Source organism: Nonomuraea soli, from assembly GCF_013761175.1.
GTDB lineage: Bacteria > Actinomycetota > Actinomycetes > Streptosporangiales > Streptosporangiaceae > Nonomuraea > Nonomuraea soli.
In genome coordinates this window covers 270,382-284,214 of sequence record NZ_JACDUR010000006.1, presented here as the reverse complement: position 1 = coordinate 284,214, position 13,833 = coordinate 270,382, and the positions used below count along the sequence as shown (strand labels likewise).

At 69.9% G+C, this 13,833-nt stretch carries 16 protein-coding genes and 1 riboswitch; of the genes, 7 read left to right on the top strand and 9 right to left on the bottom strand.

The window, feature by feature from the left end; translation table 11 throughout:
• Position 1: 1 nt before the first annotated feature.
• Positions 2-1,378, bottom strand: a complete 1,377-nt coding sequence (locus HNR30_RS29495; protein ID WP_181613325.1) for a cytochrome ubiquinol oxidase subunit I — start codon at positions 1,376-1,378, stop codon at positions 2-4.
• A gap of 123 nt (positions 1,379-1,501) precedes the next feature.
• On the opposite strand from HNR30_RS29495, the gene HNR30_RS29490 reads away from it, so the two are divergent.
• Positions 1,502-1,852: a hypothetical protein gene (locus tag HNR30_RS29490; RefSeq protein WP_181613324.1), complete on the top strand. Its 351-nt coding sequence runs from the start codon at positions 1,502-1,504 to the stop codon at positions 1,850-1,852.
• A gap of 192 nt (positions 1,853-2,044) precedes the next feature.
• Here HNR30_RS29490 and HNR30_RS29485 read toward each other — a convergent pair whose 3' ends face one another.
• Positions 2,045-2,278: a DUF397 domain-containing protein gene (locus tag HNR30_RS29485; protein WP_181613323.1), complete on the bottom strand. Its 234-nt coding sequence runs from the start codon at positions 2,276-2,278 to the stop codon at positions 2,045-2,047.
• A gap of 85 nt (positions 2,279-2,363) precedes the next feature.
• Positions 2,364-3,254, bottom strand: coding sequence for a Sco1979 family transcriptional regulator (locus HNR30_RS29480; protein ID WP_181613322.1), 891 nt, complete (start codon positions 3,252-3,254; stop codon positions 2,364-2,366).
• Between the two features lie 142 nt (positions 3,255-3,396).
• Between HNR30_RS29480 and HNR30_RS29475 the strand changes: the two genes are divergently transcribed.
• Positions 3,397-3,843, top strand: coding sequence for an ATP-binding protein (locus tag HNR30_RS29475; RefSeq protein WP_181613321.1), 447 nt, complete (start codon positions 3,397-3,399; stop codon positions 3,841-3,843).
• Positions 3,844-3,898: 55 nt separating this feature from the next.
• On the opposite strand, the gene HNR30_RS29470 is transcribed toward HNR30_RS29475, so the two are convergent.
• Positions 3,899-4,528 carry a phosphoribosyltransferase gene (locus HNR30_RS29470; protein WP_181613320.1) on the bottom strand — a complete coding sequence of 210 codons (630 nt, stop codon included), beginning with the start codon at positions 4,526-4,528 and terminating at the stop codon, positions 3,899-3,901.
• Positions 4,529-4,547: 19 nt separating this feature from the next.
• A complete protein-coding gene (gene rsgA, locus HNR30_RS29465) occupies positions 4,548-5,648 on the bottom strand; it encodes a ribosome small subunit-dependent GTPase A (RefSeq protein ID WP_181613319.1) in 1,101 nt (366 codons plus the stop codon).
• A gap of 208 nt (positions 5,649-5,856) precedes the next feature.
• On the opposite strand from rsgA, the gene HNR30_RS29460 reads away from it, so the two are divergent.
• Both HNR30_RS29460 and HNR30_RS29455 read left to right on the top strand, forming a co-directional pair.
• Positions 5,857-6,579 (top strand): zf-HC2 domain-containing protein, encoded by a 723-nt coding sequence (locus HNR30_RS29460; protein ID WP_181613318.1) that lies wholly within the window; start codon positions 5,857-5,859, stop codon positions 6,577-6,579.
• A 10-nt stretch (positions 6,580-6,589) separates the two neighbouring features.
• Positions 6,590-7,138: a YciI family protein gene (locus tag HNR30_RS29455; RefSeq protein ID WP_181613317.1), complete on the top strand. Its 549-nt coding sequence runs from the start codon at positions 6,590-6,592 to the stop codon at positions 7,136-7,138.
• A gap of 202 nt (positions 7,139-7,340) precedes the next feature.
• On the opposite strand, the gene glyA is transcribed toward HNR30_RS29455, so the two are convergent.
• The 4 genes from glyA to HNR30_RS29435 form a co-directional block, all read right to left on the bottom strand.
• Entirely contained in the window at positions 7,341-8,591 is a 1,251-nt protein-coding gene (gene glyA / locus HNR30_RS29450; RefSeq protein ID WP_181613316.1) for a serine hydroxymethyltransferase, read from the bottom strand.
• 15 nt (positions 8,592-8,606) lie between these two features.
• Positions 8,607-8,687: riboswitch (ZMP/ZTP riboswitch) on the bottom strand.
• Between the two features lie 5 nt (positions 8,688-8,692).
• Positions 8,693-9,634, bottom strand: a complete 942-nt coding sequence (locus HNR30_RS29445; RefSeq protein WP_181613315.1) for a YihY/virulence factor BrkB family protein — start codon at positions 9,632-9,634, stop codon at positions 8,693-8,695.
• Positions 9,635-9,688: 54 nt separating this feature from the next.
• Entirely contained in the window at positions 9,689-10,063 is a 375-nt protein-coding gene (locus tag HNR30_RS29440; protein WP_181613314.1) for a YccF domain-containing protein, read from the bottom strand.
• Between the two features lie 33 nt (positions 10,064-10,096).
• Entirely contained in the window at positions 10,097-10,891 is a 795-nt protein-coding gene (locus HNR30_RS29435) for a TIGR03084 family metal-binding protein (RefSeq protein ID WP_181613313.1), read from the bottom strand.
• Between the two features lie 156 nt (positions 10,892-11,047).
• Between HNR30_RS29435 and HNR30_RS29430 the strand changes: the two genes are divergently transcribed.
• From HNR30_RS29430 to HNR30_RS29425, 3 genes are all read left to right on the top strand, one after another.
• Positions 11,048-11,884, top strand: a complete 837-nt coding sequence (locus HNR30_RS29430) for a hypothetical protein (RefSeq protein ID WP_181613312.1) — start codon at positions 11,048-11,050, stop codon at positions 11,882-11,884.
• A 65-nt stretch (positions 11,885-11,949) separates the two neighbouring features.
• Entirely contained in the window at positions 11,950-12,033 is an 84-nt protein-coding gene (locus tag HNR30_RS50675) for a putative leader peptide (protein ID WP_311132608.1), read from the top strand.
• Positions 12,034-12,142: 109 nt separating this feature from the next.
• Positions 12,143-13,825: a nitrite/sulfite reductase gene (locus tag HNR30_RS29425; RefSeq protein ID WP_181613311.1), complete on the top strand. Its 1,683-nt coding sequence runs from the start codon at positions 12,143-12,145 to the stop codon at positions 13,823-13,825.
• The last annotated feature ends 8 nt before the right edge of the window (positions 13,826-13,833 follow it).

Sequence of the window (13,833 nt, the reverse complement as noted above, 5' to 3'; positions counted from 1 at the left end):
CCTAGTACGCGAACGCCAGCTTGTCGGCGTCGCGGGGCTCCTCCTCGGGAGGCGGCCCCGCCTTGCCGTACTTGATCATCAGGCCGACCTCGACGACGGCCAGCGCGCCGTACAGGAGGGTGAAGCCGATCAGCGAGATCAGCACCGTGCCCGAGCCGACCGCCGGAGAGACCCCGTCAGGGGTCTGCATCACGCTGAACACCAGCCACGGCTGGCGGCCCATCTCGGTGAAGATCCAGCCGAAGCTGTGCGCGAGCGAGGGCAGGATCACCGCCCACACCGCGCCGCGCCACAACCAGGGCTTGTCGGGCAGGCGGCCCTTGCGGGTGACCCAGAGCAGCACCAGCGCCACGAGCGCGGCCAGGGCCCCGAAGCCGATCATGAGGCGGAAGCCCCAGTAGGTGACCGGGATGTAGGGACGATAGTCGCCCGGCCCGAACCTCTGCTCGTACTGCGCCTGCAGGTCGTTGATGCCCTCGACCTTGCCGTCGAACGATCCGGTGGCCAGGTACGACAGGAATCCGGGGATCTCCAGGGAGAAGATCGGCTCGGTGCCGTCGAGGGTGCCGATCGTGAACAGCGAGAACGGCGCGGGCTGCGCGGTCTCGTAGAGCGCCTCGGCGGCGGCCATCTTCATCGGCTGCGTCTCGGTCATGATCTTGCCGAGCGTGTCGCCCGAGACGAAGACCAGCGCGAACGAGATCAGCGCGGTCCACGCGCCCAGCCGGAGCGAGGGGCGGAAGACGTCGAGGTCACGCTTGCGGCCCAGGTGGTAGGCGGAGACCGCCATGAGGATGACGCCGCCGGAGAGCCACGCGCCGAAGATCGTGTGCGGGAAGGTCGCCAGCACGACCTTGTTGGTGAGCACCGCCGCGAAGTCGGTCAGCTCGGCCCGGCCGTTGCGCTCGGCGAAGCCGACCGGCCACTGCATGAAGGAGTTGGCCGCGAGGATGAAGTAGGCCGACAGCATGGTGCCGATCGCCACCAGCCAGATGCACATCAGGTGCAGGCCCTTGGACAGGCGGTCCCAGCCGAAGATCCACAGTCCGAGAAAGGTCGACTCCAGGAAGAAGGCGAGCAATGCCTCGATCGCCAGGGGCGCGCCGAAGATGTCGCCGACGAAGCGTGAGTACGAACTCCAGTTCATGCCGAACTGGAACTCCTGCACGATGCCGGTCACCACGCCCATGGCGAAGTTGATCAGCAGCAGCTTGCCCCAGAACTTGGCCGCCCGCTTGTAGGCGGGCTTACCGGTGCGGAACCAGGCGGTCTGGATCAAGGCCACCAGCAGCGACATGCCAATGGTGATCGGCACGAAGAGGAAGTGGTACACCGTGGTGATACCGAACTGCCATCTCGCCAGATCCAACGCGTCCATGACGATCACGATAGGTGTGCTAACGAACACTCTATGTCAGGACACGCCCGTGACATCTGTCGCGGCGGAAGCGTGACGCCTGAACGAGACCTCCCCTGCGCCGCGAGACGCGACCATCGCCGTGTGACAACCGACGCGGACGCGGGCGCGGCGATCGCCCTGCGCAAGGCCTACGGCCGAGTCAAGACCGCCGACGGCGTCGACCTGACCTGGTCGCGCCCGGTGCTGGAGCGCCATGCGCGACTCACCGAAGGCGGCAGGACCGTGCCGCTCGCCACCCGCTACCTGGCCGAGGCGCAGGACTTCGCCGACTGGGGGTGCTCATGCGCGAAGGGCGGCCGAGGAGGCGCGAGACCGAGAAGTGACGGCCGATGCGTGCCACCGAACGACGGGGCAATCGATGCGTGCGACCGAGCGACAGGCGGTCGACGGGAGCCGCCGAGCTACAGGCGGTCGACGGGGAAGCCGCGGTGAAGGTGGCGGCTGGTGGTGAAGCCTCCTGGTGCCCCGAACGCGGGGCTGCCCGGTGGGTTTCGGACGGCCGCACCCTGCCGGTGCGGCCCGCCGATTGGCTGCGGGCGGTGGGCGGCCGGACCGGGAGGGCGGTCACGGACACGCGAGGGGTGCGGCACGCCGGGTGGGCCGAATCCCGGCGGGCGACCGCTGTCAGGCGATCAGATCGTCGAACTCACCGTCCTTGGTGCCCAGGACAAACGCTTCGATCTCGGCGCGGGTGTAGACCAGGGCCGGGCCGTCGGGGAAGCGGGAGTTGCGCATGGCGACTTCGCCGGTGGGCAGCGGGGCGAGCTCGACGCAGTTACCGTTGGGGTTGCTGCGGGTGCTCTTACGCCAGGTGACCGGCAGGTGGGTTGCGGCGATTCCGTTATGGATGCCCTGCATGGGGGATGGCTCCTCCGTGATTACGAATGCACGTGCATCCGAGGATAGGGCAGAGAACTGATCTTCATATACCGGATGACCAAAATCAGCCTCGGAGGGCAGCGATGAACTGGTGGGTCTCCTCAGGCGTCAGAGCCTGGGTGCTGAGCCGGTTCATGACCTCGGTGTAATGCTCCGACTCGGCGGGTTTGTCCAGATAGAGCGCGGAGGTGAGCTGCTCCATGTAGACGACGTCGGGCAGCTCGGGCTGCGGGAAGCGCAGCAGCGAGAAGGGGCCGCCCGCCGCGGCGTGGCCGCCACGGTCGAACGGCATGATCTGCAGCGTCACGTTGGGCAGGGCCGCCATCGCCAGCAGGTGATCGAGCTGGTCGCGCAGCACCTCGGGACCACCCGGGCTGCGCCGTACGCACGATTCGTCGAGGACGGCCCACAACCTCAGCGGATGGTCGCCGGTCAGGCGGCGCTGGCGGGTGATGCGGACCGAGACGCGGCGGTCCATCTCGGTGATGGTGGCGCGGGCGTGGTCCAGGGCGATGACGGCGCGGGCGTACACGGGGGTCTGCAGCAGGCCGGGCACGAACTGGTTCTCGTAGGTGCGGATGGCCGCGGCGGCCCCTTCGAGCCCGATGTAGACCTCGAACCAGCCGGGCAGCACGTCGGAGTACTTGTGCCACCAGCCCGGAGCGTTGGCCGTGCGGGCCAGCTCCAGCAGCGGGGCGCGCTCGTCGGGGTCGGTGACACCGTAGAGGGTCAGCAGGTCGGCGACGTCGCGTTCCTTGAAGCTGACCTGGCCGAGCTCGAGGCGGCTGATCTTGGCGTGGGAGGCGCGGATGGAGTAGCCGGCGTCCTCGCGGGAGATGCCGTTGGCCACGCGCAGCTTGCGCAGCTGGGTGCCCAGCAGGATGCGCAGGACGGTGGGGCCACCCTGCGTGAAATCCAGGACCGAACCTTCCCCGACGTTCTCCGCCGCGCCCATGGCCGCTCCTTGATCGTGAGTGCCAAGTGTTCCACGGTGCACGTGCAAATGGAATATGCATCCGTAAATCACGAAAAGTCTTGCATCGGCAACCTCGTGACATAAGTATGGTCACTGAGATCACGCCTAGACGGGGACCGCGATGACGACCTCCGCCGCCAGACCGCAAGCCGCCGCCGGTCCGGCACCGCCCGAGTGGTTACAGACCGTCCTGTCCGACACCTCGCCGGACGGTGAGCTGGCCGTGTTCGACCAACCCTCGCCGGTCTCGGCCGCCAGGGTTTTCGTCGCCACGGTGCTCACCCAGTGGCAGGTCACCGACAGTGTCTACGACGCCCAGCTGGTGGTCACCGAACTGATCACCAACGCCATGCGCCACGGCGGCGGGGCCGCCAGCCTGGCGCTGGTGCTGCGTGGCACGCACGTCGGCTGCGCGGTCAGCGACCACAGCACGGCACCGCCCGTTCCGACCACGCCCGACTACTTCGCCGAGTACGGCAGAGGCATGCACCTGATCCAGGCGCTGTCGATCTGCTGGGGCTGGTACCCGATGACCCACGGCAAACGGGTCTGGGCGGTCCTGCGCTGATTCCCCATAGACCCCGCCTCGGGAACGCCGGCATGACCCCGCCGGTGAGCCCGGCTCACCGCTGCTCCAGGAGCGACAGCACGTCGCCGTCGCTGAGCTGGCCGAAGCTGCCGTACCACTGACCCACCGCGCGGAAGCCGGCGGGCGTCGCCAGCACGACCACCTCGTCGGTCTCGGCCCGCAACGACCTGACCGTCTCCTGGGCGGCCACGGGTACGGCCAGCGTGAGCCTGCCGGGCTTGGCCGCCGCGACCGCGCGAAGCGCCGCGCGAGCCGTCACCCCGGTCGCCAGGCCGTCGTCGACGACCACGACCTCTCGCCCGGTCAGCGGGGGAAGCCGCCGCTCCCCGCGGTAGGCGCTCACCCGCCGATCCAGCTCGCGCAGCTCCCGCGCCACCACCTCGCTCAGGTCGCGCTCGGTGAGCCCGAGCCGGTCCATGAGCTTGGTGTCGAAGACCGGCTCGCCGCCCTCGCAGACGGCGCCCACCCCCAGCTCGGGGGTGGGCGGGTAGCCGATCTTGCGCGTCACCAGGACGTCGAGCGTGCCGCCCAGCCGCCGCACGATCGGGACGGCCACCGGCACCCCACCGCGTGGCAACGCCAGCACGATGGGGTCCCGCATGCCGTGCAGCCGCTCGGCCAGCAGTGCGCCCGCCTCGGAGCGGTCGGCGAACAGGTGACCCATGCAGGGGGTCTACCCGCGGCTACCGTCCGCGATTCTTGTAGTGCGTGCGCAACTGCTTGGTGATGGACTTCCACTTCGCCTGCTGCTCCTTGCGGAGCCGCGCGTCGCCGCGCGAGGCCATCCAGGCCGCCTCACGCTGCAGCTTGCGCCAGCTCTCCAGCCGCCGCTCGGGCAGCTCGCCGCTCTCCAGCGCCTCCAGGACGGCGCAGCCGGGCTCGCCGTCGTGGTTGCAGTCGTCGAAGCGGCACTGCTCGGCCAGTTCCTCGATGTCGGCGAAGACCAGGTCGACGCCTTCCGACATGCCGTACAGGCCCACCCGGCGGATGCCGGGGGTGTCGATGACGAGTCCGCCGCCGGGCAGCGTGATGAGCTCGCGGTGCACGGTGGTGTGACGGCCGCGGCCGTCGCCCGCGCGCACCTGCTGGGTGTCCATGACCTCGCCGCCCGCCAGGGCGTTGACGAGCGTGGACTTGCCCGCGCCCGAGGGCCCGAGCACGACGGCGGTGCGCGAACCCTGGAGGTAGCCGGAGACCAGCTCGACGCCCTCGCCCTGGAGCGAGGAGACGGCGTGCACGTCGACGCCGGGGGCGACGGCGCGCACGTCGGCCAGGAGCTCGTCCAGGCCGTGCTCGAACAGGTCGGACTTGGTGATCAGGACGACCGGCGTGCCGCCGCTCTCCCACGCCAGCGCCACGAGCCGCTCGATGCGGCCCAGGTCGGCGAAGTCGGTGGAGTGCATGGACGGCTCGGCCACGAAGACGATGTCGACGTTGGCCGCCAGGACCTGGCCCTGGCTGTCGCCGGACAGGCCTCCGCGCGAGTCGCGGCCGACGCCTCCTCGGACGAAGGCGGTCGTGCGCGGCAGCACGGCCTCGAGTTCGTAGCGGCCTTCCGGCAGCATCCTGATCGCGGCCCAGTCGCCCACGCACGGCAGTGCGACCGGGTCGGTGGCGGCGGCTCGCCGCACGTCGGCGCTGTAGCGCGCCTGGTGGTGCCCGTCGGCGGCGATGACCTCGGCGGCGCCGCGGTCGACCCTGGCCACGCGGGCCGGGACGGTGTCGGCGGGGAGCTCGGCGGCCATGGAGTCGGTCCAGCCGAGCAGGGAAAGATCAAAAGACAACGGGATGCACCCTTGCAGGAAAGGGTGTCTTTCAGGCAGACACCCGGAGGTTGATGGACGAAGGCATGGTCATGACAAAGACCCGCATGCTGTCGTCACCTCCCTGGTCGTCGTGCCTGCCAGAAACTGTAGCAAACTCTTGAACCCCGGTGCGCCCCGCGCCCGTACTACCAGCCATGGGGACGCTCTTGGGGATGGGGCGATCGGCGTGATCGCTCGGGTCGAACACACCGACGTGGGCGCGTACGCCCTCGGGCTGCTGGACGTGGCCGACGCTCTGGCGTTCGGCGAGCACCTGGAGGGGTGCCCGCCGTGCGTCGTGGAACTGGCGCAGCTGGAGGGCGTGGCCGCGTTGCTGGACCGCGCCAGGCCGGTCATGCTGCTGCGCCGCAGGGCCGAACGCAGGCGCAGGTACGGCAGGGCGGTCGCCGGCGTGGCCGCCGCGCTCGCCCTGGTCGCCGGTGGCACGGTCCTCGGCTTCGCGATGGACGGCGGGCCACACGCGGTCGCGGCGCAGGACGGCGCGGCGAGCCCGATGGCGGCCCAGCAGGGCGAGGTCGGAGGCGCCGTGGCCCTCGACCACGCGCACCGCCCGGCCGAGGCGGCCTACCTGATCGGCACCCCCATCGAGGGCGTCGGCTCCCCCGGTGTCGGCGGCGCCGTGGTGCTGGAGGCCAAGACCTGGGGCACGCACGCGGTCCTGCGGCTGGCGGGTGTGAAGGGGCCGCTCACGTGCGAGCTGGTGGCCGTGTCGCGGACCGGCGAGCGCAGCGTCGTCACGGGCTGGGCGGTGCCGGAGCCGGGGTACGGCGTGCCGGGCTCCCCCGACCCGCTGTTCGTCCATGGCGGCAGCGCGCTGCCGATCGGCGCCATCGACAGGTTCGAGGTCACCACCTCGGCCGGTGACAGACTGCTGACCGTGAAGGTGTGATCATTCCGGGATGGAGTTCTTCTGCTATCACCGTGATCGTCCCGGCTCCGCGGAGCTGCGTGACGTGTTGCTGGAGGCGCATTGGTCCTACATGGACGGCTTCGAGGCGGAGCTGATCGCCCGTGGCCCGACCCTGGACCTCGACGCCGACGTCGCCACCGGGAGCGTGCACATCGTCGACCTGCCCGATCCCGGCCGGGCGCGGGCGTTCGCCTTCGACGAGCCCAACTACCAGGCCGGGGTGTACCGGGACGTGATGGTGCGCCGGTGGCGCAACGTGCTGGGGCGCACGATGTGGGAGTTCCCCGGCGGCAGGGAGGGCGGCAACCGCTACCTGGTGCTGGGGCTGGGCGCGGGGCGGGCCGCCGACCTCACGCCGCCGCCCGGCCACGACGGGCTGATCGCCTACGGGCCGCTGCTGTCGGACGACGGCGAGGCCTGGCTGGGAACGGCGGTCCTGCTGCTCGCGCCGGACCCGGAGGCGGCACGGGCCGTGCTCACCCCGGATCGGTATGCCGCCGTCGAGGTGCACGACTGGGTGTTCGGCGGCCGCCGCTGACCGACCCACACACGGGGACCGCCGCTGACCGACTCCACACGGGCGATCGGCGCTGACGGGCGCTCACGCGAGCGGGCGGCGCTGACGGGCCTCACGCGAGCGGGCGGCGCTGACGGGCCTCACGCGAGGGGACGGCGCTGACGGGCCTCACGCGAGAAGCCCCCGGCGGTCGGGCGACCGGCGGGGGCTTCTCGGCGTCTGTTTACAGGCCGGGCGCGGGGAACTGCGAGGTGAGCTCGCTGACCTCGGCGTGCACGCGGCTGATGACGTCTTCCGCGTCGCCCTTGGCCAGCGCGGTGACGACCTCGTCGATCCAGGCGCCGATCTGGCGCATCTCGGCCTCCTTCATGCCACGCGAGGTGACCGAGGGGGTGCCGATGCGGATGCCGGAGGGGTCGAACGGCTTGCGGGTGTCGAACGGCACCGTGTTGTAGTTGGTCTCGAGCCCGGCCCGGTCGAGGGCCTGGGCGGCGGGCTTGCCGCCGATGCCCTTGGGGGTCAGGTCGAGCAGGATGAGGTGGTTGTCGGTGCCGCCGGAGACCAGGTCGAAGCCGCGGCTGGACAGCTCTTCCGCCAGGGCCTTGGCGTTGGAGACGACCTGGTGGGCGTAGGTCTTGAACTCGGGCTGGGCCGCCTCGTGGAGCGCCACCGCGATGGCGGCGGTGGTGTGGTTGTGGGGGCCGCCCTGCAGGCCGGGGAAGACCGCCTTGTTGAGGGCGGTGGCGTGCTCGTCGGCGGTGGCCATGAGCATCGCGCCGCGCGGGCCGCGCAGGGTCTTGTGGGTGGTGGTGGAGATGACGTCGGCGTGGCCGACGGGCGACGGGTGCGCGCCACCGGCTACGAGACCGGCGATGTGGGCGATGTCGGCGGCGAGCACGGCGCCGACCTCGCGGGCGATGGCGGCGAAGCCCTCGAAGTCGATGGTGCGCGGGATGGCGGTGCCGCCGCAGAAGATCAGCTTGGGCCGGTGCTCGAGGGCCAGCTCGCGCACCTCGTCCATGTCGACGCGGCCGGTGTCCTTGCGCACGCCGTAGCGGACCGGGTTGAACCACTTGCCGGTGGCGCTGACCGACCAGCCGTGGGTGAGGTGGCCGCCGAAGGGCAGGCCCATGCCCATGACGGTGTCGCCCGGCTGGAGGAAGGCCATGTAGATCGCCAGGTTGGCGGGCGAGCCCGAGTAGGGCTGCACGTTGGCGTGGTTGACGCCGAAGACCGCCTTGGCGCGCTCCTGGGCGAGGGTCTCGATCTGGTCGATGACCTGCTGGCCCTCGTAGTAGCGCTTGCCGGCGTAGCCCTCGGAGTACTTGTTGGTCAGGACCGTGCCGGTGGCCTCGAGCACCGCCTTGGAGACGTAGTTCTCCGAGGCGATCAGCTTGACCGTGTCGGCCTGGCGTCGCTCCTCAGCCGTGATCAGCTCGGCGAGCTGGGGATCGACGTTCGCGAGAGAACCCATGAAAACTCCTCGTCATGCGGGGACCCAGGCGCTCGGCCCCCGCTCGGCCCGCTCCCCGGTGGTGCCCCACCTTCTGTGCGCCAGTCGCGCCCTAGACCTTATCAGCGGGTGATGCGGCTGGCGGAACTCGGCCAGAGCCTGTCGACCTCGGCGTTGAGCAATGCCCCGATAAGCACCGCGAGGGCCGTGATGTACAACCACAGCAGCACGGCGATGGGGGCCGCCAGCGAGCCGTACACGCTCACCGGGGACAGCCAGGAGGCCAGCACCGCGCGCAGGACCGCGGCGCACACGATCCAGAGCACCAGCGCCAGGATCGCCCCCGGCAGCTCGCGGAACCAGCGGGTGCGCACCGGCACGCTGATGTGGTACAGCATCGTCAGGAAGAGCACGGAGCCGCTGATGACGACCGGCCAGTAGAGCAGGTCGACCAGGACCGCGTAGTCGCGGAAGGCCGAGCGCAGCAGGTCGGGGCCGATCAGCATGACGGGCATCACCACCACGCCGATCAGCAGCGCGATGATGTAGAGCCCGAAGGACATGAGGCGGGTGCTGATGATGCCGCGTTCCTCGCCCAGCCCGTAGGCGACGGAGATGAGGTCCACGTAGACGTACAGGGCCCGCGAGCCGGACCAGAGCGCCAGCAGGAAGCCCAGCGAGATCAGCGGCACGCTGTGGTTGGGATTGAGCACGTCGTCGAGCAGTGGCGTGAGCACCTGTTCGATGGCGTAGTCGGTGAACAGGTAGTCGGCCTGCTCCAGGACTCCGGCGCGGATCGTCTGGATCACGTCCTCGCCGAGCAGGCTGCTCAGCGGCGCGAGGACGGCCAGCAGGCCCAGGACGAACGGCGGCAGCGAGAGCAGCGCGAAGAAGGCCGCCTCGCCCGCCAGTCCGGTGACCCGGTAGGTGACGCCGGCGTTGACGGTGGCGCGCACGATGGACCAGGACCGGGTGTCGAGCAACCAGCTCAACCGGGTCCTGACGTCTTTGAGCGGCCTGCGCTTGCCTCGCGGCGGCCGTGTCCTCGCGTCCGTGGATGTCATCTCGCGCCCCAGCTTACGACCTGGTGAGGCAGCTACCCGGAAGCGTGGCCGCTATCAGTCAATGTCGACGATTCGTGCACCCAGGGGCAGAAGAGAAACGGGGATCATCTTGAGATTGGCGATGCCGAGCGGGATGCCGATGATCGAGACGAACAGCGGGATCGACGTGATCACGTGGCCGATCGCCAGCCACCAGCCCGCGAAGACGAGCCAGATGATGTTGCCGAGCGTCGACATGATCCCGGCGTCGGGGTCGCGCTCGACGGTCCGGCCGAAGGGCCACAGGGCGTAGGCGGCGATCCTGAACGAGGCGATGCCGAACGGGATCGTCACGATCAGGATGCAGCAGACAACGCCCGCGACGGCGTAGCCGATCGCCAGCCAGATCCCCGCGAAGAGCAACCAGATGACATTCAGGATGGTCCGCATGATGAACAGTCTTTCATCACGCTCTGTAGCAGATCATCCGGTATCCCCCTGATTCGCCCCTGACGCCCTCCCGGAGCCGGGAGGACCGGCGAAGGCCTGCGCGATGCCCATCCACTCGGCCGCCGCCTCACCCGTGGTCTCCAGCCCGGTGTCGTCGCGGTGGATGCGCTGGGTGACGACGAGGCAGAAGTCGAGCGCCGTCCCGCTCACGCGATCGGCGGCGTCCTGCGGCCCGTGCGTCCACGGCGTGCCGTCGGGCAACGACAGCTCCACCCTGACGGGCCGCGAGGGCGGCTGCAGGCCGCGCACGGCGTAGCTGTAGGGGCGGGCCTGGCACCCGATCAGCGCCACGTGACGCAGCCGGGCGGTGGGCCTGCGCTCGACCTTCACGGCGTCGGCCACGTCCTGGCCGTGCGCCCACGTCTCCATCAGCCTGGCCGTGACGAAGGAGGCCGCCGACATGTCGGGCCCGTACCAGGGGACGCGGTCCTTGGCCCCCAGCGTCGCGAAGGTCTCCAGCATCGTCGCCCTGGCCCTGGAGAACCACTCCGCGACCTCCTCGGCCAGCAGGATGCGGCTCTCGTCGACCTGGTCGTCGACGAACTGCGCGCTCACCTCGGCCAGGGAGGCGCGGAACCCGATCGGGTCCGCCACGGCCCTGGTCGCCGCCTCGTCGAAGTAGGCGAGATGGCTCACCTGGTCGCGGATCGCCCAGCCCTGCGCCGGTGTGGGCAGCTCCCAGTCGTCCGAGCGCAGCGGGCGCAGCAGGTCGTTCAGGTCGGCCGTCTCGGCTCTCAGGTCGTCCAGCAGTTCGCCGATTAAGTCCATGAGCGATGCTGTACAAGTGATATGCGAAAAATGCAAGGAGCGCCGGCACGAGGAGTGCAAGGGCGGCTCGTGGTGTGACTGCCAGCACCTGAGCGCCGTCGAGGCCGAGGAGTCTCCGCTCGACTGGCCGCGCCAGGGTTAGCTATCGTCTCGCGGGTGCCGGGTGATCGTTCCGCGTTAGCCGTACGGCTGCTGGCCGTGCTGGCCACGGCGATGCCCTTCGTCGCACCGCTGGTCGAGTCGGTGGTTGCCGTGTCGGGCCGGGTCCAGGATCCGGTCCACGCCTTTCTCATCAGCGAGGCCGTCGTCGTGGCCACGCCCTCGCCGCTGGAGCTGCTGCCGTACGACCTGCGGACGCATCTGCCCGTGATGCTGCCCTTCTTGCTGGCCACGATCTTCCTGTCGGAGCTGGTCGGCGCGCGTCACGCCGTGCACCGGGCGGCGGCCGCCATCCTGCTCACCGCCGCGTTCTCCGCGCAACCGGCGTCGGTCGCCTGCTACGGGGTCGCCCTGGCCGCGACCCTGGCCGCGGGGAAGGCCCGTCCGAGCGGCCGGCCCCCCGGGCGCGCCGACTGGGCGTTGTGGCCCGCCGCCCTGGCGACGGCCTCACTGCCCTCCTTCGACCAGGCAGGGGGCGGGCTACGCTTCGTGCCCGACGACGTCCTGCTGGAGCTGTACCTCCAGGTCACGCAAACGGAGGCCGCCACTCTCGTCGTCGCCCTGCTCGGCCCCGTCGCCATGGCCTCGATCCCGCTGCGCTCCCCCGCCGTCACCGGCGCGGGAGCGGCCCTGCTGGCGCTCGCCTCGCTCTCGGCCACCCTCTCCTGCCTCCCGCGGTGGGCGCCCGGCGCGATCGTCTGGCCCGGCCTCGCCGCCGCCGTTCTGGTGCTCCTGACCCGCGCCCGGCTCCCTCGGATGGCCCGTCCGGCGCCGGATGTGATGCTGCTGGCCGGAGGCGTCGCGGTGCTCCTGCTGCTCTGGCTGGTGCTTTGAGGTAGAACGTCCAGAGTGTGGACCCAGTCTTGGACATCCCGGAACGCCAAGGTATCGTTTGTTACATGCCAGCGGATCCCATGCTTGTCGGTCGACGCCACGTCGATCTTCAGCGTGTCCGCAGCGCGATCTGTTGCGACGCCCGCTAAGCCCTTCCCAGTCGAAGTTGGGCGCGTCGCACGCCACCCCGCCTGACCCCTGCACTCGATGACGAGGCAGGAGGCAAGCCGCGCGCGCCCGTAACCCAAAGGACGCGCAATGACCCCGCCGAACAGCACGGCTGCCAGTCGACACCACAAGCGCCCGCGCGGCGAAGGCCAGTGGGCCCTCGGTTACCACGAGCCGCTCAACAAGAACGAAGAGAACAAGAAGAACGACGACGGGCTCAACGTCCGCCAGCGCATCATCGACATCTACAGCAAGCGCGGTTTCGACTCGATCGACCCCGCCGACCTGCGTGGACGGATGCGCTGGTACGGCCTGTACACCCAGCGCAAGCCCGGCATCGACGGCGGCAAGACCGCCATCCTCGAGCCGGAGGAGCTGGACGACCGTTACTTCATGCTCCGCGTCCGCATCGACGGCGGCCAGCTCTCGCTGGAGCAGCTCAGGGTCATCGCCGACATCTCCAACGACTACGGCCGCGGCACCGCCGACGTCACCGACCGCCAGAACATCCAGCTGCACTGGATTGAGATCGAGGCCGTGCCCGACATCTGGGAGCGGCTGGAGGCGGTGGGCCTGTCGACCACCGAGGCCTGCGGCGACACCCCGCGTGTCATCCTGGGTTGTCCGCTGAGCGGCATCGACACCGAGGAGCTGATCGACACCACCGCGGCGATCCGCGAGGTGCACGACCGGTTCATCGGCGACCCCGCCTACTCCAACCTGCCGCGCAAGTTCAAGTCGGCGATCTCCGGCTGCCCGGCGCACTGCACGGTGCACGAGATCAACGACGTGGCGTTCGTGGCGGTCACCAAGGACGGCGAGGTCGGCTACGACCTGTTCGTCGGCGGCGGCCTGTCGACCAACCCGATGTTCGCCAAGCGGATCGGGGTCTTCGTCCGCCCCGACCAGGTGGCCGACGTCTACGGCGGCGTCATCGGCATCTTCCGCGACTACGGCTACCGCCGCCTGCGTCACCGCGCGCGGATCAAGTTCCTCGTCAACGACTGGGGCGTGGAGAAGTTCCGCGAGATCCTCGAGACCGAGTACCTGAAGGAGCAGCTGCCCGACGGCCCCGCGCCGGAGGAGCCGCGCGGCAACCGGCGTGACCACGTCGGTGTGCACCAGCAGAAGGACGGCAACTTCTACGTCGGGTTCGCGCCGAAGGTCGGCCGCCTCGACGGCGACAAGCTGCACCTGATCGCGAACCTGGCCGAGAAGTACGGCTCGCGCCGCGTGCGCGCCACGGTCGAGCAGAAGATGGTCATCCTCGACGTCGCCCCCGACCAGGTCGAGGGCCTGGTGGCCGAGCTGGAGGCCAACGACCTGAAGGTCAGTCCCTCCACCTTCCGCCGCCAGACGATGGCCTGCACCGGCATCGAGTTCTGCAAGCTGGCGATCGTCGAGACCAAGGCGACCGGCATCCACCTCATCGAGGAGATGGAGCGCCGCCTGCCGGACTTCAAGGACCCGCTGACGATCAACATCAACGGCTGCCCGAACTCCTGCGCCCGCATCCAGGTCGCCGACATCGGCCTGAAGGGCCAGCTGGTCGTCAACGACAAGGGCGAGCAGGTCGAGGGCTTCCAGATCCACCTGGGCGGCTCGCTCGGCACCAACGCCAACTTCGGGCGCAAGGTGCGCGGTCTGAAGACCACCGTGGAGGGCCTGCCCGACTACGTCGAGCGGGTGGTCACGAACTTCGAGTCCCAGAAGAAGGAAGGCGAGAGCTTCTCCGACTGGGTCCAGCGGGCGGACGAGGGGGATCTCAAATGAGCACTCGC

Excerpts from the sequence above, each read along its gene's own strand:
- HNR30_RS50675 (WP_311132608.1), top strand. The coding sequence starts at position 11,950 with ATGCCAGCGGATCCCATGCTTGTCGGTCGACGCCACGTCGATCTTCAG.
- HNR30_RS29495 (WP_181613325.1), bottom strand. The coding sequence starts at position 1,378 with ATGGACGCGTTGGATCTGGCGAGATGGCAGTTCGGTATCACCACGGTG.
- HNR30_RS29470 (WP_181613320.1), bottom strand. The coding sequence starts at position 4,528 with ATGGGTCACCTGTTCGCCGACCGCTCCGAGGCGGGCGCACTGCTGGCC.
- HNR30_RS29455 (WP_181613317.1), top strand. The coding sequence starts at position 6,590 with ATGGAGTTCTTCTGCTATCACCGTGATCGTCCCGGCTCCGCGGAGCTG.
- HNR30_RS29435 (WP_181613313.1), bottom strand. The coding sequence starts at position 10,891 with ATGGACTTAATCGGCGAACTGCTGGACGACCTGAGAGCCGAGACGGCC.
- glyA (WP_181613316.1), bottom strand. The coding sequence starts at position 8,591 with ATGGGTTCTCTCGCGAACGTCGATCCCCAGCTCGCCGAGCTGATCACG.
- HNR30_RS29485 (WP_181613323.1), bottom strand. The coding sequence starts at position 2,278 with ATGCAGGGCATCCATAACGGAATCGCCGCAACCCACCTGCCGGTCACC.
- HNR30_RS29445 (WP_181613315.1), bottom strand. The coding sequence starts at position 9,634 with ATGACATCCACGGACGCGAGGACACGGCCGCCGCGAGGCAAGCGCAGG.
- HNR30_RS29440 (WP_181613314.1), bottom strand. The coding sequence starts at position 10,063 with ATGCGGACCATCCTGAATGTCATCTGGTTGCTCTTCGCGGGGATCTGG.
- HNR30_RS29475 (WP_181613321.1), top strand. The coding sequence starts at position 3,397 with ATGACGACCTCCGCCGCCAGACCGCAAGCCGCCGCCGGTCCGGCACCG.
- HNR30_RS29480 (WP_181613322.1), bottom strand. The coding sequence starts at position 3,254 with ATGGGCGCGGCGGAGAACGTCGGGGAAGGTTCGGTCCTGGATTTCACG.
- HNR30_RS29425 (WP_181613311.1), top strand. The coding sequence starts at position 12,143 with ATGACCCCGCCGAACAGCACGGCTGCCAGTCGACACCACAAGCGCCCG.